The organism is Luteolibacter flavescens (assembly GCF_025950085.1).
Lineage (GTDB): Bacteria > Verrucomicrobiota > Verrucomicrobiia > Verrucomicrobiales > Akkermansiaceae > Haloferula > Haloferula flavescens.
This window is the reverse complement of record NZ_JAPDDS010000017.1, coordinates 67,565-84,402: the sequence shown is the minus strand read 5'-3', so window position 1 is coordinate 84,402 and position 16,838 is coordinate 67,565. Positions and strand designations below refer to the sequence as shown.

20 protein-coding genes are annotated in these 16,838 nt (G+C 64.7%); 6 read left to right on the top strand and 14 right to left on the bottom strand.

Annotated features, from left to right (window positions below):
* Positions 1–5: 5 nt before the first annotated feature.
* Together OKA04_RS21945 and OKA04_RS21940 are read right to left on the bottom strand one after the other, a co-directional pair.
* Positions 6–905 carry a DMT family transporter gene (locus OKA04_RS21945; protein WP_264503368.1) on the bottom strand — a complete coding sequence of 300 codons (900 nt, stop codon included), beginning with the start codon at positions 903–905 and terminating at the stop codon, positions 6–8.
* Positions 902–2,317: an aminotransferase-like domain-containing protein gene (locus tag OKA04_RS21940; RefSeq protein ID WP_264503367.1), complete on the bottom strand. Its 1,416-nt coding sequence runs from the start codon at positions 2,315–2,317 to the stop codon at positions 902–904. Before OKA04_RS21940 ends, OKA04_RS21945 begins: the two co-directional genes overlap by 4 nt.
* Before the next feature lie 143 nt (positions 2,318–2,460).
* Between OKA04_RS21940 and OKA04_RS21935 the strand changes: the two genes are divergently transcribed.
* On the top strand, positions 2,461–2,670 hold the full coding sequence (locus OKA04_RS21935) for a hypothetical protein (protein ID WP_264503366.1): 210 nt from the start codon (positions 2,461–2,463) through the stop codon (positions 2,668–2,670).
* A gap of 197 nt (positions 2,671–2,867) precedes the next feature.
* Positions 2,868–5,102 carry an RNA polymerase sigma factor gene (locus OKA04_RS21930; protein ID WP_264503365.1) on the top strand — a complete coding sequence of 745 codons (2,235 nt, stop codon included), beginning with the start codon at positions 2,868–2,870 and terminating at the stop codon, positions 5,100–5,102.
* A 47-nt stretch (positions 5,103–5,149) separates the two neighbouring features.
* Here OKA04_RS21930 and OKA04_RS24695 read toward each other — a convergent pair whose 3' ends face one another.
* From OKA04_RS24695 to OKA04_RS21915, 4 genes are all read right to left on the bottom strand, one after another.
* The gene (locus OKA04_RS24695) at positions 5,150–5,569 is read right to left on the bottom strand and encodes an HNH endonuclease (RefSeq protein ID WP_343226919.1); all 420 of its coding nucleotides are present in this window, start codon (positions 5,567–5,569) and stop codon (positions 5,150–5,152) included.
* Positions 5,570–5,573: 4 nt separating this feature from the next.
* On the bottom strand, positions 5,574–5,795 hold the full coding sequence (locus tag OKA04_RS21925; protein ID WP_264503364.1) for a hypothetical protein: 222 nt from the start codon (positions 5,793–5,795) through the stop codon (positions 5,574–5,576).
* A 73-nt stretch (positions 5,796–5,868) separates the two neighbouring features.
* On the bottom strand, positions 5,869–6,750 hold the full coding sequence (locus OKA04_RS21920) for a polyprenyl synthetase family protein (RefSeq protein WP_264503363.1): 882 nt from the start codon (positions 6,748–6,750) through the stop codon (positions 5,869–5,871).
* Between the two features lie 110 nt (positions 6,751–6,860).
* Positions 6,861–7,862, bottom strand: coding sequence for an aspartate-semialdehyde dehydrogenase (locus OKA04_RS21915; protein WP_264503362.1), 1,002 nt, complete (start codon positions 7,860–7,862; stop codon positions 6,861–6,863).
* Positions 7,863–8,083: 221 nt separating this feature from the next.
* Between OKA04_RS21915 and OKA04_RS21910 the strand changes: the two genes are divergently transcribed.
* The 3 genes from OKA04_RS21910 to OKA04_RS21900 all read left to right on the top strand — a co-directional run bounded on the left by OKA04_RS21910 (position 8,084) and on the right by OKA04_RS21900 (position 10,984).
* Positions 8,084–9,490: a sugar transferase gene (locus OKA04_RS21910; RefSeq protein WP_264503361.1), complete on the top strand. Its 1,407-nt coding sequence runs from the start codon at positions 8,084–8,086 to the stop codon at positions 9,488–9,490.
* Positions 9,491–9,567: 77 nt separating this feature from the next.
* Positions 9,568–10,494 (top strand): ribose-phosphate diphosphokinase, encoded by a 927-nt coding sequence (locus tag OKA04_RS21905; protein ID WP_264503360.1) that lies wholly within the window; start codon positions 9,568–9,570, stop codon positions 10,492–10,494.
* A 151-nt stretch (positions 10,495–10,645) separates the two neighbouring features.
* Positions 10,646–10,984: a hypothetical protein gene (locus OKA04_RS21900; protein ID WP_264503359.1), complete on the top strand. Its 339-nt coding sequence runs from the start codon at positions 10,646–10,648 to the stop codon at positions 10,982–10,984.
* Between the two features lie 44 nt (positions 10,985–11,028).
* Here OKA04_RS21900 and OKA04_RS21895 read toward each other — a convergent pair whose 3' ends face one another.
* From OKA04_RS21895 to OKA04_RS21870, 6 genes are all read right to left on the bottom strand, one after another.
* Positions 11,029–11,403 (bottom strand): NADH-quinone oxidoreductase subunit A, encoded by a 375-nt coding sequence (locus OKA04_RS21895; protein ID WP_264503358.1) that lies wholly within the window; start codon positions 11,401–11,403, stop codon positions 11,029–11,031.
* A 120-nt stretch (positions 11,404–11,523) separates the two neighbouring features.
* Positions 11,524–11,832 carry a hypothetical protein gene (locus OKA04_RS21890; RefSeq protein ID WP_052573795.1) on the bottom strand — a complete coding sequence of 103 codons (309 nt, stop codon included), beginning with the start codon at positions 11,830–11,832 and terminating at the stop codon, positions 11,524–11,526.
* A gap of 167 nt (positions 11,833–11,999) precedes the next feature.
* Positions 12,000–12,347, bottom strand: coding sequence for an aspartate 1-decarboxylase (locus OKA04_RS21885; RefSeq protein WP_264503357.1), 348 nt, complete (start codon positions 12,345–12,347; stop codon positions 12,000–12,002).
* Positions 12,348–12,491: 144 nt separating this feature from the next.
* A complete protein-coding gene (gene rpmB / locus OKA04_RS21880) occupies positions 12,492–12,755 on the bottom strand; it encodes a 50S ribosomal protein L28 (RefSeq protein ID WP_264503356.1) in 264 nt (87 codons plus the stop codon).
* 122 nt (positions 12,756–12,877) lie between these two features.
* Entirely contained in the window at positions 12,878–13,414 is a 537-nt protein-coding gene (locus tag OKA04_RS21875) for a DnaJ domain-containing protein (protein WP_264503355.1), read from the bottom strand.
* On the bottom strand, positions 13,411–13,776 hold the full coding sequence (locus tag OKA04_RS21870) for a HesB/IscA family protein (RefSeq protein WP_264503354.1): 366 nt from the start codon (positions 13,774–13,776) through the stop codon (positions 13,411–13,413). Before OKA04_RS21870 ends, OKA04_RS21875 begins: the two co-directional genes overlap by 4 nt.
* A gap of 87 nt (positions 13,777–13,863) precedes the next feature.
* Between OKA04_RS21870 and OKA04_RS21865 the strand changes: the two genes are divergently transcribed.
* Positions 13,864–14,685, top strand: coding sequence for a patatin-like phospholipase family protein (locus tag OKA04_RS21865; protein ID WP_264503353.1), 822 nt, complete (start codon positions 13,864–13,866; stop codon positions 14,683–14,685).
* On the opposite strand, the gene OKA04_RS21860 is transcribed toward OKA04_RS21865, so the two are convergent.
* Both OKA04_RS21860 and OKA04_RS21855 read right to left on the bottom strand, forming a co-directional pair.
* On the bottom strand, positions 14,658–15,887 hold the full coding sequence (locus OKA04_RS21860; protein ID WP_264503352.1) for a polysaccharide deacetylase family protein: 1,230 nt from the start codon (positions 15,885–15,887) through the stop codon (positions 14,658–14,660). The genes OKA04_RS21865 and OKA04_RS21860 overlap by 28 nt on opposite strands.
* Before the next feature lie 2 nt (positions 15,888–15,889).
* Positions 15,890–16,825 (bottom strand): LpxL/LpxP family acyltransferase, encoded by a 936-nt coding sequence (locus OKA04_RS21855; protein WP_264503351.1) that lies wholly within the window; start codon positions 16,823–16,825, stop codon positions 15,890–15,892.
* Positions 16,826–16,838 lie beyond the last annotated feature (13 nt).

Below are 16,838 nucleotides of genomic sequence, written 5' to 3'. Positions count from 1 at the left end.
GGATTTCAGGCGAAGCGCTTCGCTCCCGCAACGCACAAAACGACCACCAGCGTGGAGGCGACCATCGTCCATGCCACCGCCTCGTGCAGCAGCAGCGCTGCAAGCAGCAGGCCCAGGAAAGGCTGGAGCAATTGCAACTGGCCGACCCCGGCGATGCCGCCCAGCGCCAATGCGCGGTACCAGAAGACAAATCCGATGAGCATGCTGAAGACCGAGACGTAGCCGAGGCCAAGCCATGCCGGGAGCCCGATGCCGCCCCACGCGCTGGGCAAGGTGAACCACGCGATCCCCGCCATCACCGGCAGCGCCAGCACCAGCGCCCAAGAGATGACCTGCCAGCCACCGAGCCTCCGTGAAAGCGTGGCTCCTTCCGCATAGCCGAGCCCGCACAGGAGGATGGAGGCGATCATCAGCAGATCGCCCGTGAGCACCCCCGCACCGCCGCGTGAAAAGGCGAATCCAGCCACGGTCACCGCGCCCGTGATCGAGAAGAGCCAGAAGGCGGGCTTCGGCCGCTCGCCGCCGCGCAGCACGCCGAAGATGGCCGTGGAAAGCGGCATCAGTCCGATGAAGACGACCGAGTGCGCCGCCGTGATGTGCTGCAGGGCCAGCGCCGTCAACAGGGGGAAGCCGACGACCACGCCCAGCGCCACGATGGCCAGTGGCAGCAGGTCCGCCCGTGTCGGACGATTCTGGCGGAGGGCAAACAGACAAGCCGAGCCGAGCAATGCCGCGATCACCGCGCGCGCCGACGTCAGGAAGATCGGTGAGAAATCCGCCACTGCCAATCGCGTGGCGGGCAGGGAGCCGCTGAAGATCACGATGCCCGCCAGCCCGTTTCCCCACGCTGTCGCGGTGGATGTACCGGTGGCGTCCGCAAGCACCATTCTACGGGAAGCATTCATGAGCGGTGATGTGGTGCGAGTTGGCCGAGAGTGGCGATGGCTTCCAGCGTGCGCTCTCCGAAGGCGAAGCCGCAGCTCAGGCGGAAGCAGTGATTCAGCCCGCCGGATGCGGAGAAGATCGTGCCGGGCGAGAGGCTGATGCCCTTCTTCAGCGCGGCCTGGGTGAATGCCTGCGAGTCAAATCCGGCAGGCATCTCCACCCACAGGACGAAGCCCCCTGCCGGGTGATTCACGCGGGCGTAGTCGGGAAAGTGCTGCAGCACCGCCTCCCGCGAGCGGGCGCACTGCTCGGCATAGAGCCCGCGGATGCGCCGCAGGTGGCGGTCATAGCCACCGGCATCGAGGAAGCCCGCGATGACGAGCTCCGAAAGCGTGCCATTCCACGGGCACTGGATGCCTTTCAGCCGACGGATCTCCGCGAGATGGGAGCCGGGCACCAGCCAGCCCACACGCAGGCCGGGCGCGATGGTCTTCGATACGGAGCCGCAGTGGATCACGCGGTCGCTGTGGATCGCGATCGATGGCGGGCGTATCCCGTCGTGTGAGAGATCGCCATACACATCGTCCTCGATGATCGTGAAGTCGTGCGCCTCCGCGAGGTCTGCCAGAGCCTTCTTGTGAGACTCCGGCATCACGCTGCCGATGGGATTCTGGAAATGCGGCTGCACGATGCAGGCGGCGATGGTGTGCTTTTTCAATGCAGCCGCGAGGGCGTCGATGACCATGCCGGTGCGCGGATCGACCGGGATCTCGATGACCCGCAGGCCGAGGTCGCGGATCAGATTCAGCGTGCCGAAATAGGAGGGCGATTCGACGGCCACCACGTCGCCGGTCTTCGTCGTCGCCCGCAGCGCGAGCAGGATGCCCTCGGTCGCTCCCTGGGTGGTGACGATTTCATCCGGCGCGACCTTCAGGCCGATGTCGTAGAGCCTGCGAGAGAGCGCGGTGCGGAGTTCGCGTCGACCCTGCGGCGGGGTATAGCGCAGTGCCCCTGCGCCGTGCTTGCGCATCACCTCGCGGGTGATCACCGCCAGCTTTGACTCCGGCACGATTCCGTCGCCCGGTGCCGCCGTGCCAAAGGGGACGAAGTCCGGATTCCCCGCGGTGTCCATGATGGTCTCGACGATCGAGCCGACCTTCAGCGGCCGGGATGCCTTCCTAGCCGTGGTGGGAAAGCGATCCGTGGAGATCTTCGGCGGCGCGACGAAGTAGCCGGACCGCGGGCGCGCCTCGATGTGGCCCTCGTCTTCCAGATGGCGATACGCCTCCATCACCGTGGAGATGCTCACGCGGTGCTCGCGGCTGGTGTGGCGGATCGAGGGAAAGCGCGAGCCAGCCGGGAAAGTGCCGGCACGGATCAATCCCGCGAGCTTTCCGGAGAGCTCCTGATGCAGCGGCAGTAGCGTGGGCATGGCGTGTAGGATGAGGGATTTGTGGCTCCCTGCCAGATACAGCCCGGCGGATTGGAATGCAGTACAGATTCTGTACTGATGCGATTTTCCCGAATCTGTACCTGTGAAAGCCGGCGCGTTGCCCTAGGGTTGGTCCGTCGGCCATGCCACTCATCATCAAGATTTTCATCGTCCTCTTTCTCATCGGCTGGACCATTCTCGGAGGCTGGCTCGTCGTGAAATACAGCGCGCTCTTCGGCCCTCACCACGATCACCGCGCGGAAACTCCGGGTGCCCGCAGCTTCGGCCTCGCCCACATCGGTGCCGTCTGGATCGGTGGTTTCGCATTGGGCGTGTGGTTCTTGACCCTGTGAGGGAGTGATTTCCGGGGCCGCCATTCGATGGCTGGCCCGGGTCGGAAAGGCGGAGCGGGGAGGGGTACTCAGCGCTCATCCCGCCCTTCCGTCTGTCCTTTCGAGGCACTTTTCATATCATCGGCCGCCCTTGGATCGGGCCGATGTCACATTCCGGCGGCAGCGGCGATATTAGGGCAGAACTGCCTTTCGCCGCCGTGTCCGTATTCCGCGCCTTTTCCCGATCGATCGACTCCGCCCGCTGCGATGCGGACTTCCGTCGGTATGTGTCGGATGGCAATGCCGACGCCTTCCGCAGGCTCGTGGAGCGCCACCTGCCGCTCGTGCAGGAAACGGCAGCCCGGGTGCTCGGTGGCCGGGCCGGGTGGATCGATGACGTCTCGCAGGACGTCTTCCTGATGCTGGCCCGCAAGGCCCGCCAGCTTCCGCCGGAGATCGTGCTCTCCGCGTGGCTTCATCGTCAGTCCGTCCGCCGGGCGCTGGATGTCGTGCGCTCCGAGACCCGCCGTCGCAAGCGCGAGGAGATCGCCGACCTCGTCCCCGATGAATCCCCGGGCGTGGATCAATGGAGCGCCATCGCCCCGCAGCTTGATCGCGAAATGCTGCGGCTGCCCGAGCAGGATCGTCAGGTGCTGATCCTGCGATTCATGGAACGTCTCACCTCGGAGGAGATTGCCCGCCGCCTCGGCCTGAGCAGCGCCGCCGTGCGCAAGCGCGTGGAGCGCGCGCTGGCGAAGCTTCGCGAGCGCCTGGTCGTTCCTCTTCCAGGGGCAGGTGCCGGTGCCCTCACCGTTACCGCGCTGGCTGCCTACCTCAGCGTGCCCACGGCGAAGGCCGCCACCGCCTCACAAGTCACGGCCATCTGCTCCGGCAGCCTCGCCGCCACAGCCGCCGCACCCACCATTTCCCTTACCGTTCTCACCCTTATGACCAAGTCACAACTCTGCACCGCCGGTGCTGTCGTCGCCATCGGCGCCGGTGCCTACTTCGCCGGCCTCGGCAATGGTTCCGCCACTCCGCGTGAAGGCACGGATGCCCGGAACGATGCTGCCCACACGGCGGCCGTCGCGAACGACTCCCGCGCATCCTCCCGCCAGGCCGCGACCTCCGTTTCCCTGCCCGCCTCGAAGGAAGGCAAGCTGGAGATGCTCCGCAAGATCCTCGCCGATCCGGATGCCGTCTCCAGGAGTCAATCGCTCGATCGCTTCATCTCAAGGCTGGCTCCGGAAGACTTCGGAGACATCGCATCTTTCCTCACGTCCTATCCACCGGCCACGGACCTGGAGCGGGAGGCCATCACCTCGGCTACCCATCTGGTGATCTCGGCGTGGGCGCAGAAGGATCCCATCGCCGCGCTGGCGTTCTTTGAGAAGAGCCCGAATCTCTCCCTCGTCCAGTTGATCGGCAGCATCTGGGGTGCCCGCGATCCCGAGGCTGCGATCGCCTGGGCAAGGGCCCGGCCTGCGGGGTCGGTGCGTGCCGATCGGGTGGATCCCTTCATGTCCGGGTTGATTTCCAGCCTGGCCAGCCAGGACATTGCACGGGCAAAGGCCCTTTTCGCGGAGATGCCCGTGGGCGTGCCGAGCCGGTCTGCCCTGCCGAACTTGATTCCTCACCTCATCGCCGAGGGGAAGGAGGGGATGCAAGCGTGGCTCGACGGGCTTCAGGACGATGGTTTCCGCAAGGAAGCCACCAACCTCATCGCCAATGAAATCGCCAGCGATGATCCCCGCGCCGCCACGGAATGGCTCATCGAGCGCACCGGTGGCGTGGTCGATTTCAGCGACATGAGCGTCATCTTCACGAAGTGGATGTCGAAGGACCGCGAGGAAGCTCTCGCCTACTACGATGCCCAGCCCGCCGGCGAGATGCGCGACCAGACCTTCACCGCCATCTCTTTCCAGCTCTCGGGGGAAAACATGTCCGATGAAACCATCGACTGGATGACCGGACGCATCACCAACCAGTACCTGCCGGTGGTTCACATGGACAAGCTCTTCGCCCGCTGGGGTGAGAAGGATCCCGCTGCAGCCATCGCCTATCTGGAGAGTCAGAATTCCGCCATCGCGGCGCATGTTTCCACGCCCTTCTTGCAAGGCCTCTTCAATTCCAGTCCAGCGTCCGCAGCCGAATACCTGCAAGAGCATCCCGACCGTGTGAGCCCCACCGCCGTGACTGACGTGGTGAAGAGATTGATAGTGGTCGATCCCGGTTTCGTCGTCCCCTACCTCGAGGGCGACAACATCACCGGGAAATCCCATGCCGCCGCGATGGTCGCCTGGCTCCAGACCAAGCCGGAGGACGCGAAGGCCTACCTCGATGCGAACTTCGAAACGATGCCCGAAGAATCAAGGAAGCTCCTCTATGCGGAAGACTCGGTGAACGCAGCCATTGAGGGCAAGATCACACCCCGGCAGCTCGACGGGAGGTGATGGCGAGTGTCTTGCACTCAGCAGAGTTGCTCTGGCTTGGAAGGGTCTCAGGTGGGGTCCGGCGGGGGATGTCGTCCCAATCGCTCCTCAAAACCCCGGATTACCAGATGATCGGGATTGTTCAGATCAAGGGCGTCGACCGTTGCGCGCCCCGTTGATGTTCTTCCGATGATTTGCTTTCCCGACCAACGGAAGTTTCGCGACCACCAATCGCGACGCGGATGGAATAACGGAACTACCTTTCCCGTCTTTTGATCGATGGCTGAAGTCCGGGCTCCTTTTCGCAGGGAGCAGTGGATGCAGGCGAGGGCGAGGTTCTCCAATTCGGTCGCTCCTCCAGCTATCTGGGGAATGACGTGATCGAGATGAAACGTGGCGGCCTGCCCCACCGAGGCGAGACCGCAATACTCACATCGTCCCGATGCTCGCTTGGTGACTTGCCGCCGCAAACTTGCGGAAATGGCCACGACGTCAGGCCTTGATGGTTTTGACTTGGGCCCCGAGCTTCAGGATCGACAGCGTGGTGGCGATATTGGCCAAAGCTTCCGCTTCCTTTTTCTCTGCCGGGCTCAAACGACCAAGACGCCCTTGCTCATCCAGAAGGTGATGCAAGCGATCATCGAGTGCCTTCGGAAAACGCAGGCTCGCAAGGCGAGCCGGCATGGGCACCGTGAGTTCAACCGTTCGGCTCATGGGGTGGAATACCTCTAGCAGAGAGCATTCGAAAAGGCAAGCCGACGGCCGAAATCCCAACGGCTGGTCATTTTCAATACTCCCGCTTCAACAGGTAGTCCGCGATTTCCCTGAGGCGCTGCGCCTTCTTGCCGAGCGGGAGGAGGGCATCCATGGCTTCCTTGGTCAGCTTGGCAGCTTCCTTGCGGGATTTCTCCAGGCCGAGGATGGCGGGGTAGGTGGCTTTCTCGACGGCGGCGTCCTTGCCCGCGGTCTTGCCGAGGACTTCGGTGGAGGCGGTGACGTCGAGGATGTCGTCGATGACCTGGAAGGCCAGGCCGAGTGCGCGACCGAAGACGCTCAACGCCTCGAGCTGTTTCTCGGTGGCATTCGCCGTCATCGCGCCGAGGCGGATGGAGCTGGTCAGCAGCGCTGCCGTCTTCGCCTCGTGGATCTTCACGAGCTGCGCCTTCGTCAGCTTCTTGCCCTCGCCCTCAAGGTCCATCACCTGGCCGCCGATGAGGCGGGTCGAGCCGCCGGTCAGCGCGAGTTCCGCGACATAGCTGCCGACCGGGTAGCGCTTGGCCGGCTGGGTCTGGGCGAGGATGAGGAAGGCTTCGGTCAGCAGGGCATCGCCCGTCAGCACGGCCATGCCTTCGCCATAGACCTTGTGGCAGGTCGGGCGACCGCGGCGCAGGTCGTCATCGTCCATGCACGGCAGGTCGTCATGGACCAGCGAGTAGGTGTGCAGCACCTCCACCGCACAAGCGGGCGGGATGGCCGCCTCCGGATCCCCGCCACAGGCTTCCGCCGCGGCGAGGCACAGGATGGGCCGCAGCCGCTTGCCACCGGCGAAAACCGAGTAGCGCATCGCCGCATGGATGGTGCCCGGCTTCTCCTTTGCCTTCGGCAAAAAGGCATCGAGGGCGGCATCGACTTCGGCAGCGCGGGTGGCGAGGTATTCCTTGAGATCCATGGCGACGGTTGAAAAAGGCAGTGACTCACCGCCAAGACGCAAAGGACGCCAAGTTACTCAAGAAAGAAGTCCTTCCTTGGCGAACTTGGCGTCTTGGCGGTTCCTCGATTTCAGAGGATTTCGGCGATCTGCACCGCATTGAGCGCAGCGCCCTTGCGGACCTGGTCGCCCACCACCCAGAGGTCGAGGGCATTGTCCAGGACGAGGTTCTTGCGGATGCGGCCGACGAGGCAGTCGTCCTTGCCGGTGGTGTCGAGAGGCACGGGGAAGACCTTGTTTTCCGGATCGTCCACCACCTGGATGCCCGGCTTGCCGGCGTAGGCGGCGCGGGCAGCTTCGACGTCGATGGGCTTTTCAAAGACCGCCGTGATCGAGACCGAGTGCGAGCGATAGACCGGCACGCGCACGCAGGTGCAGGAGACCTTCAGGTCGTCGTGACCGAGGATCTTGCGGCCCTCGTTCAGCATCTTCAGCTCTTCCTTCGTGTAGCCGTTCTCGGTGAAGGAATCGACCTGCGGGATCACATTGAAAGCGATCTGGCGCGGGTAAACGCGCGGCTCGAAGGGCTGGCCGGTGGCAATCGCCTTCACCTGCTCCTCTAGCTCCACGATGCCCTGCGCCCCGGAGCCGGAGACGGCTTGGTAAGACGACGCGATGATGGCCTTAAGGCCGAACTTCTCGTGCAGCGGCGCGAGTGCCATCAGCGAGATGATGGTCGTGCAGTTCGGGTTCGCGATGATGCCCTTGGGGTGATCCTTCGCGGCGGCCGGATTGATCTCCGGCACCACCAGCGGCACGCCCTCGTCCATGCGGAAGGCGGACGAATTGTCGATCACCACGGCACCCGCCGCTGCGGCGGACGGGCCGAATTCCTTCGAGATGCCGCCGCCTGCGGAAAACAGCGCGATGTCCACACCCGCGAAGCTGTCGTGGGTGAGCTCCTGCACGACGATTTCCTCGCCGCGGAACGGGATGCGTTTCCCTGCCGAGCGGGCTGAGGCCAGCAAGGTCAGTTTGCCGACGGGGAAATTCCGCTGTTCGAGACAGAGTAGCATTTCCTCGCCGACCGCTCCGGTGGCGCCTACGATGGCGACGTGCTTGGGTTCGCTCATGATTGATTTGGAGGGCGGGACTGTAGGGGCGAAAGTCGGCATGGCAACCGTATCGTGCGGCTTTGACCCAGTCCTGGAGCGCGTTTGCCGGGATTTTCCAAACCGGGGGAGGTGACAAACCCGTCGCCAATCGTCCCGTGTTTACGGGATTGCCTTGCAGCGGCGGCCCCTCCAAGCTTCGCCCGGCTGCCCCAGTCGCCCTCGTCTCCCCCATTATGCCAATGTCCACCGGACGCAAACAGGCCTTTTCGATCCAGGCGCTCCAGCTTCTGGATGCCGCATTGGTCTGGCTGGGCTTTTGGCTGGCGTCCATCCTGCGCGATCCCATCCGCGAGGCCTTCGGGCTGGGGAAGATGGACCGCTCGATGCTGGCGGACATGAGCTGGGTGCTCTACATCGCCGTGCCCTTTACCCCGCTGGTGCTGGAGCATTTCGGCTTCTACGAGCACATCCGCCGGAAATCCCGCCACAAGGCGCTGCAGCAGATCATCAAGGCGCTGGCCGTGATGGGCCTGGTGCTCGGCCTCATCTCCGTTTTCTCCCGTCTGCCGGAGGCGAGCCGCCTCATCCTCGGCCTTGGTGCGCCGGTCGTCGCCTTCCTGCTGCTGCTGCGCGACCGCATCACCAAGAAGCGCATGGTCATCCTTGATCGCGACGAGGGTCGCCGCGAGCGCGTCGTGCTGGCCGGATCGCCGGAGGACCTCGAAGAGCTGATCCAGGAGCTCGATCCCGAGTCGATCGAAGGCTGGAATATCGTCGAGCGCTTCGACCTTTCCTCCCGCCCCGTGGAGGATCTCTACGAACTCCTGAAGGTGGAGACCGTGGAGCGCGTGATCTTCGCCACCCGCCGCACCGCCTTCGACAAGGTGGCCCAGGCGGTGGAGGCCTGCGAGCTGCAGGGCGTGGAAGCGTGGATCGCCGCCTCCTTCATCCGCACCCAGATCGCGCGGCCCGTTTTCGACTCCATCGGGAACAAACCGATGCTCGTCCTGCGCTCCACGCCGGAGCTGAGCTGGGAGCTTTTGACGAAGGAGGCCTTCGACCGACTGGGGGCGCTCACCCTCATCATCCTCAGCTCGCCGCTGTGGCTCATCGCCGCCTTGGGCATCCGCCTCACCAGTCCGGGGGCTCCGGTTTTCTTCTGCCAAAAGCGTGCCGGGCACTACGGCAAGCCCTTCCGCATGTGGAAATTCCGCACCATGGTGCCGAATGCCGAGGCCCTGCTCGACAAGATCAAGGCCGAGCACGGCAATCACATGGAAGGTCCCGTCTTCAAGCTGGACCGCGACCCGCGCGTCTTTGCCTTCGGCGGCTGGCTGCGGAAGCTGAGCATCGATGAGCTGCCGCAGCTCCTCAATGTCCTGACCGGCGACATGAGCCTGGTCGGCCCGCGCCCTCTGCCGCTCTACGAGGTGGCCGCCTTCTCGGAGCTGGCGCACCGTCGCCGCCTGAGCGTGAAACCCGGCATCACCTGCGAGTGGCAGGCAGGCGGCCGGAACAAGATCACAAGCTTCGAGCAGTGGGTGGAAATGGACCTCCGCTACATCGACAACTGGTCGCTGTGGCTCGATTTCAAGATCCTGCTCAAGACCATTCCGGCCGTCCTTTTCGGCAAGGGCGCGAAGTAATTCCTGCCAGCAGGGAATTCCGCCTTGAGGAATGAGGCGCTACCGGCGGACGATGCGCCCCGCCCCGCCGCTCCTGCATGAAACTCATCAGTGGAACCGCCCACCGCGCGCTCGCCGAGCGCATCGCCGACAATCTTGGCACCCAGCTCGCCGACGTCCATGTGACGGCGTTTCCGGACGGTGAGACGTTCGTCAAGATCAACGAGAACATCCGCGGCGACGATGTCTTCATCATCCAGCCGAGCTGCCCTCCATCGAATCACAATATCATGGAGCTGCTCATCATGGTGGACGCCGCCCGCCGCGCGAGCGCAGGCCGTATCACCGCCGTGATGCCTTTCTTCGGCTACGCCCGCCAGGACCGGAAGGACCAGCCGCGCGTGCCCATCACCGCGAAGCTCGTCGCGAACCTGCTCACCTCCGCCGGTGTCGGCCGCGTGCTGACCATGGACCTGCACGCCCCGCAGATCCAAGGCTTCTTCGACATCCCCGTCGATCATCTCTACGCGAAGCCCGCGCTGATCCACTACCTGCGCGACCGCCATCCCGATACCTCGAATCTCACGGTGGTCTCGCCCGATGTAGGCGGCGTGAAGATGGCACGTGCCTACGCCGACGCGCTGGGCGCCGACCTCGCCATCGTGGCGAAGCACCGCATCAGCGCCACCCGCGTGGAGGCGATGAATGTGATCGGTGACGTGGAAGGCCGCGACGTGATCCTCATCGACGATATGACGGAGACCGCCGGCACCCTGACCGCCGCTGCCGAGATCCTCGGCAAGAACGGCGCGCGCCGGATTTTCGCCTGCGTCTCCCACGCCGTGCTCGGCGATCTCGGTCGCGAACGCATCAAGGACTCCGTGATCGAGGAGATCATCACCACCGACTCCGTGCCGCAGGCATCGGGCGAGAAGGTGCAGGCAGTGGGCATCGCGCCGCTGCTGGGCGAGGCGATCCGCCGCATCAATGGCGGCCAGTCCGTCACCTCGCTCTTCGAGGTCTGAAAAGCTGAGAAATCATTTCCGAACGCCGCACGGAGTCATCGCTCCCTGCGGCGTTCTTGCGTAAGGGAAAGGAGGGGAGGGGACTCCGCGCCGACGAAAAAATAGCACGCTGTTCCTTTCACCCGGGCCCGGGACGCCGTAGGCTCCCCGCATGCTTGCTTCCCTGAAAGACAACCTCGCCTCGGCCGCCGCGAAGAACCTGCTCTCCGGGAAGATGGAGCGCTACGGTCAGGTGCTGGACCTGAGGATCCGCAGCAAGGAAAAGACTCTCGCGCTGGAGATCATGCTCACGGGCGAAAGCTCGGAGATCCGCGTGGAAGTCGGCAGCTACCGCATCGTCGCGGGCGAGGGCGGAAAGCTTTTGCTGGTGGTGGAGACCGTCACCGCCTCCCGGGAGTGGCTGCAGCTCGTCCTCGAGGACTTCGTGGTCGGCCAGCCGATCCCGATTCCCGCGGTCGCCTCGATGGCGCTGGGCAAGCCGGATGCGTGAGGATTCGCAAGCGTGTCCGGTTCAGCGCCGGTCACGCGGAGCGATCAGTTCTTCCAGGTCAGCGCGCCCTTCTTGAGCGCATAGACGTAGGCCACGGCCAGCACGCCGGCGAAGCCTGCCATGGACACCAGCGGGATCGCATTCCCGCCGGCCACGAGGTCGCGGAATTGCACGGCCCATGGATACATGAAGACGACCTCGATGTCGAAGATCACGAAGAGCATCGCCACCAGGTAGAACTTCACCGAGAAGCGCGGCGCGCCATCGCCCACGGGGAGCATGCCGCACTCGTAGGCGCTATCCTTCGTCGCATTCCGCCGGGCGGACTTCCCGAGCAGCACGCTCAGCGTGAGGCTCACCGCCGCGAAGCCGATGGCCACGAGGATCTGGACGAATACGGGAAGATACTGGGACGACATCCGGCCTCCGGTTTAAAAGTCGGCGCGGGCCATGGACAGAAAAAAAACCCGCGCCGGATCACGGCGCGGGTTCTTCTCAAAAGGGAGGGCAAACAACGGGTGCTCCGGGCACCTCTTGGCTCAATCTTCCTGCTGCTGGGCGAGATACTCGCTCGAAGCCTCGTGAACGCGCTTGGTTCCCTTGTACTCCTTGCCGATCTTCTCGACGAGGCCACGGGTGACCAGGTTCTGCAGTTTTTCGTAAGCGCGCAGGCGAAGCATTTCTTCACCGCCGCTCACGGCGTTACGGACCTTGAGGTTGTCGAACACCCGTTCGAACAGGTCATTGAAGCCAAACACCTTGTCTTCCGCGAGGACGTTGCAGAGTTCATCCGTGACGTGATCAGGAAGCCGGCGTGAAAACCGGGTGCGTTTCGTGGTGGTTGCCATAGCGGCGCGATCATAGCAGCGAAATGCTGCGCGCGCGACTCCAAAAAGGGCCTGCTATTCAAAAAAGTCCTTAATGTTTCTCAAGTAAATAATTTTAAGCAAATCGTTTCCTTGAGCCCGCTATGGCGTCGAAACCGCGTTTAAAGCGGTTCTCTGAGGGTTTTCCCTCAGCGTCCGTCGCGGAGAATCCGGTTTTCCTCGTCGAGGACCACCTTTTTGGCGAGCACGGGCGTATCGGACAGGCCGAATGCCATGATCGCGACGCGTTCGCCCTTCTTGATGCGATGGGCGGCGCCACCGTTGATCAGGATGTTTCCGGTGCCGGGGGCTCCGGGCTGGACGTAGGTCTCCAGGCGGTTGCCGGAGGTGATGGAGGCCACGAGGACCTTTTCACCTGCCCACAGGCCGACGGCCTCCATGAGGTCGGTGGGGATCTCGATGCTGCCTTCGTAATCGACGTCGGCGGCGGTGATCATCGCCCGATGGAGTTTTGATTTGAGCACCTGATGGAGCATGGCGGGCGGGAAGAAAATGGCGCGCTCCCCGGGCGTCAAGCGGCAAGCAACAAGAATTTTCCGGACCTTCCCGGGCAGACGCAAAACGGCCCGGAGTTTCCTCCGGGCCGCCTTGGATGAAAATTCAGATTCCCAGGATCGGGATCAGAGCAGGCCTGCGTCCTTGAGGGTCGCGTAGGCTCCGTTCTTGTTGATCGTCTTGATGGCCTTGCAGCTCAGCGTGAGGCGCACCCAGCGGTTCAGCTCGGGGATCCAGATACGCTTGGACTGGAGGTTCGGAGCGACCTTGCGCTTCACGACCTTGGTCACGTGACGACCGATACCGCCCTTTTTCTTGGCGAGACCGGAACGATTGATTTTGCCGCCGGAACGGACTCGGCTTCCTCGGATGCTGCAGACTCGGGCCATGGTAGGAAAGGGGTTGCTTACGCGGGGCAGGGAGAATGGCCGGGCGGACCAAAGCGTCAAGGCAAATTCTTTGGAGAAGATTCAAGACTTGGAGACGCAAGACGCAGGATCAGGCATGATGATTACCAGAGACTCGCGAAGCGGGATTTGAGCTCGGCCTGCCATTTTTCCAGGAATGCTAGGTCTCGCGCGGTCCGCCAGGGGTCGCCGTGGCCTCCTTCGATGGCTGCGAAATGGGCTTCCTCCGCGGCCAAGGCGGCGGCCACCTCGTCCAGGGCGGCCTCCAGAGATTCGCGCGCCTGCTGCACGGCTGGCTCCAGCATCGCCTTCGCCAGCGTGCTCAGGGCGGCCTCGCGGCGCTTCGTCACTGCGTCGGCCTGCTGGAGTGTGGTGCCGACTTTTCCGAAGAGATCCACCAGCCCGGGCGAAATCGAGCCGCGCTCGTCGCCGGAGATCTCTTTCGCGGCCAGCCACGCGCGGAGCCGCTTCGAGGGACGGGAGAGCAGGGCAAATGCCTCCTGCACCCGGGCGAAGTCCTCGCCGCTGCCGCCCGCATCCGGGTGCTCGCGCTTGCCCGCCTCGCGGAAAGCGGCGCGCAATTCCTCCTCGGAAATCGCCAGCCGAGGCTCCAGCCCGAGCGTCGCGAAGGGATTCATCACGCGGCGAAGCTCTCCCCGCAGGAGCAGGTGACGATGGCGTTCGGGTTGCTCACCTTGAAGCCGCCCTGCTGGAGATCGTCCGACCAATCCAGCTCGCTGCCGCTGACGAAAAGCGCGCTCTTCGGGTCGATCACCACGTTCACGCCATTGCTGGGCACCATGATGTCGCGGTCGCGCGGGCCGTCCACCAGGTCCATCTTGTACTGGAGCCCGCTGCAGCCGCCGCCGATGACGGCGATTCTCAGTCCGCCGTCCGGGCGGCCCTGCTTTTCCAGCAGGCCGCGCAGGTGGGCGGAGGCCGCATCCATGACGCGGACCAGCTTCTCGTTCCCGATCTTGTAATTCACCGCCGTGGCCGACATCGCGCCGCGACCATCGCCTCGCCGCCGCCCGGTGAAAACTGAAAACTCGCCACGGCGGCGGGGATGCCTACTTTCCGCGCGCCTCCCATGGATCACCCAGTCACGCCCGGACTCGCCGTCGCCCTCGGATCATCCTTCCTCGGCTACTATGCCCATGCCGGCTTCCTGAATGGCTTGGCGGAGGTCGGCCTGCATCCCGCGCGCATCTCCGGGGCCTCGGCCGGGGCCATCGCGGGATCGCTGCATGCCGCCGGCATCCGCGGGGAGGCGCTGAAAAGTACGGTGCTCGATTCCGCGCTACGCTGGTCGTTTTTCGACTGGGCGGCTTTCCTCCGTCTGCCGGGGGTCTGCACCGCCTTCTGGTCCACCGGGCTTTTTTCCGGAAAGCACGCGGTGAAGAAATTCCACTCCATCCTGAATGGCGCGGACCTCTCCTCGCTGGTCTCGCCGGTCATGGACATCGCCGTCACCGATGCCGATCTGCATCGCACGGAGATCCTCCGCAGCGGCCCGCTCGCGGAGCTGATCGTCGCGAGTTGCGCCGTGCCGTGCCTCATCGGCATACAGCGGGTCGGCGGGAAGCGCTACCTCGACGGTGGCGTGGCCTGCGAGGCGCCCTTCGAGCACTGGCTGGATGACCCGGAGATTGACACCATCGTCGTCCACCGCATCCGCCATGAAGAAAACAGCGGCCCGGCGGTCTCGTGGGAGACCATCGCCACCGCCATCGGCGCGTCCCATCACACCGTGTGCAACGAGCTTCACCGCCACCGCACGGAACTCGCGCGGATGAAGGGCAAGCGCCTCATCGAGATCGACACCATCACGCCGACGCCCGGCATCTTCACCCAGGGCCGCGCGCCTCTCTGCTACGAGCGCGGCTACGAGTCCGGCAAGGCGGCGTGGTGATCGGGGGCTTCAGTCTTCTTCACGCGAGGGGTGCCGGATTCCAGCGCCTCCAAGACGCCTTTCATCACTCCCTGAGAGGTCATGGTCGCTTCGTGGAGTAGCAGGATGTCGCCATCCTTCACGCCGGTGACGAGGTCGCGGACGATGCCGTCCACGTCGCTGCGGATGGTGTCGTAGGCGCGCTTGCGCCAGCCGACGAGTTCCAGGCCGAGGTCCTGCAGCGCGGGGTGGGTGAACCAATTCCGGTGGCCCGCGGGCGCGCGGAAAAAGCGGGCCTTCGTGCCGGTGGCTTCCTCGATCGCCTGCTGGCAGCCCTCGATCTCGCGGCGGGTGCGCGCGGGACCGAGTCCCCAGAAAACTCCGACCGGGTGGGTCATGGTGTGATTCCCGAGCTCATGGCCGCGGCGGACGATCTCCCGCGCCAACTCCGGGTGGCGTCGTACTTTCTCGCCGATGATGAAGAAGACGGCCCTGCGCCCGTGCTGGTCCAGCAGGTCGAGCAGCGCCGGGGTGTCCACGGGATCCGGGCCGTCATCGATGGTGAGCAGCACGTCCTTTCCTTCCACGCGGCGGGCGATGGGGCCGAAGACGCGCGAATTTGGCAGGAAGGTGCCGCAGAGCCAGACGGCCGCCGCCACTGGCAGGACGACCAGCCCGGCGTGCCAGCCGTAGAGCCAGGTGACGACGAATACCGGCACGTGGATCGCGGCAAAGATGAACCAGCGGGCGACCGCCGTGCAAGTGGCTGGATGGACCATGAGGAAACGCCAGCCAAGACACAGCGCCGAGACGGCATTCAGCGCGAGCACCCCGAGCCAGATCCCCGCGGCCCAGCGCACCCCGCTTTCATTCGCGAACCACCCTTGCCACACCGACCAAGCGGCGAGCAGCAGGTTCCAGCGCTGCCACTGGGCGAGCGGGTTCTTTCCGCCGATGACGATGGCGACGATGTGAAAGAGCAGGAACAGCACCGGCAGCACGCCGCCCCATGCGAGCCACGCTCCGCCGATCCGCCACAACGCGTCGAAGACCGCGGCACCCGCCACCAGCGGGACGAGCACGGAGAGCACGCGCCACTCCAGGCGATGGTGTCCCGCGCCCTCGGTCATGTGGATGGCATCGCCGGAGAGTCGCTGCCAACGGCCCCCGAAGATCTGGAAAAACGGCGTCACCGCACGGTTCGGGCGATCCTTCTCCAGCATGATCATGCCGCGCCTCCCTTCTCGCGGCGCAGCACGGGCTCGAAGACGAACCACTGCTTCCAGTGCTCCTTCACGCCGCTGAGGATGGCCCCGGCCCACACCGGCGTGGCCGGGTCTTCACCGCGACCGCGGACCCGCGCGGGCAGGTCGAGCGGCGCGTGGACCTGCACGCGGTAGCGCCGCCAGCCATCGCGCACGATGAAGAGCGGGAAGACCGCGGACCCGGTGATGCGGGCGAGGAAAAGCGGGCCGCGTGGCAAGCGCATCATCAGCCCCGGCTCCACCTCCGTCTCCATCGGCGAGACCTCGAAGATCACGCGATCCCCCTGTACCGCGACAATGTCGCCCTGGTTCAGGTAGCGGGCGAGTTCGACGCCGAGCATCTCGCCGCCGTGATTGAAGCAGGTGCGGAAATAAGGGTTCAGCCGCTCCTTCTCCGCGATCTCCGCCTCGCGCAGCGCCTGCATCTCGGGCTCGCGCTCGGGAGCGCGCACCGCATAAATCGTGCGGCCGAATTTCTCGGAGAAGAGCGGGGCGGCCATGTCGTAGTTCCCCATGTGGGCGGTCAGCACGATGCAGCCCGCCGGGCGCGACTTGAGGTCCTCGAAGTGCTCCAGCCCCTCGATGATCCAGTCCACGCCGCCGGTGCCCGTTTCGCATCGCATCGCGTCCACGTAGGTGAAGGCGAAATTCAGGAAGACCCGGTAGGCCCCCGTCCACGCGCGCAGGGCGGACCAGGCGGGAAAGAGCGCGCGGAGATTCCCCATGACCGCGCGGCGCTGGGACTTCGCGACTAGGAAGAAAAGCAGCGTCCACGGCGGGATCAGCACGGGCTCCAGGAACCACGGGGCCACCCTCAGCCCACGCATGAGAAGACGCGTCGGCAGGTCGCCGAAGACCCCGATGCGCCGCCAGCGGCTCTGCTTTTTCTCCTCCAAGGCCCGGAGAGGT

Coding starts and splice junctions, on each gene's coding strand:
- OKA04_RS21945 (WP_264503368.1), bottom strand. CDS start 905: ATGAATGCTTCCCGTAGAATGGTGCTTGCGGACGCCACCGGTACATCC.
- OKA04_RS21940 (WP_264503367.1), bottom strand. CDS start 2,317: ATGCCCACGCTACTGCCGCTGCATCAGGAGCTCTCCGGAAAGCTCGCG.
- OKA04_RS21935 (WP_264503366.1), top strand. CDS start 2,461: ATGCCACTCATCATCAAGATTTTCATCGTCCTCTTTCTCATCGGCTGG.
- OKA04_RS21925 (WP_264503364.1), bottom strand. CDS start 5,795: ATGAGCCGAACGGTTGAACTCACGGTGCCCATGCCGGCTCGCCTTGCG.
- OKA04_RS21920 (WP_264503363.1), bottom strand. CDS start 6,750: ATGGATCTCAAGGAATACCTCGCCACCCGCGCTGCCGAAGTCGATGCC.
- OKA04_RS21915 (WP_264503362.1), bottom strand. CDS start 7,862: ATGAGCGAACCCAAGCACGTCGCCATCGTAGGCGCCACCGGAGCGGTC.
- OKA04_RS21910 (WP_264503361.1), top strand. CDS start 8,084: ATGTCCACCGGACGCAAACAGGCCTTTTCGATCCAGGCGCTCCAGCTT.
- OKA04_RS21905 (WP_264503360.1), top strand. CDS start 9,568: ATGAAACTCATCAGTGGAACCGCCCACCGCGCGCTCGCCGAGCGCATC.
- OKA04_RS21900 (WP_264503359.1), top strand. CDS start 10,646: ATGCTTGCTTCCCTGAAAGACAACCTCGCCTCGGCCGCCGCGAAGAAC.
- OKA04_RS21895 (WP_264503358.1), bottom strand. CDS start 11,403: ATGTCGTCCCAGTATCTTCCCGTATTCGTCCAGATCCTCGTGGCCATC.
- OKA04_RS21890 (WP_052573795.1), bottom strand. CDS start 11,832: ATGGCAACCACCACGAAACGCACCCGGTTTTCACGCCGGCTTCCTGAT.
- OKA04_RS21885 (WP_264503357.1), bottom strand. CDS start 12,347: ATGCTCCATCAGGTGCTCAAATCAAAACTCCATCGGGCGATGATCACC.
- rpmB (WP_264503356.1), bottom strand. CDS start 12,755: ATGGCCCGAGTCTGCAGCATCCGAGGAAGCCGAGTCCGTTCCGGCGGC.
- OKA04_RS21870 (WP_264503354.1), bottom strand. CDS start 13,776: ATGTCGGCCACGGCGGTGAATTACAAGATCGGGAACGAGAAGCTGGTC.
- OKA04_RS21865 (WP_264503353.1), top strand. CDS start 13,864: ATGGATCACCCAGTCACGCCCGGACTCGCCGTCGCCCTCGGATCATCC.
- OKA04_RS21860 (WP_264503352.1), bottom strand. CDS start 15,887: ATGCTGGAGAAGGATCGCCCGAACCGTGCGGTGACGCCGTTTTTCCAG.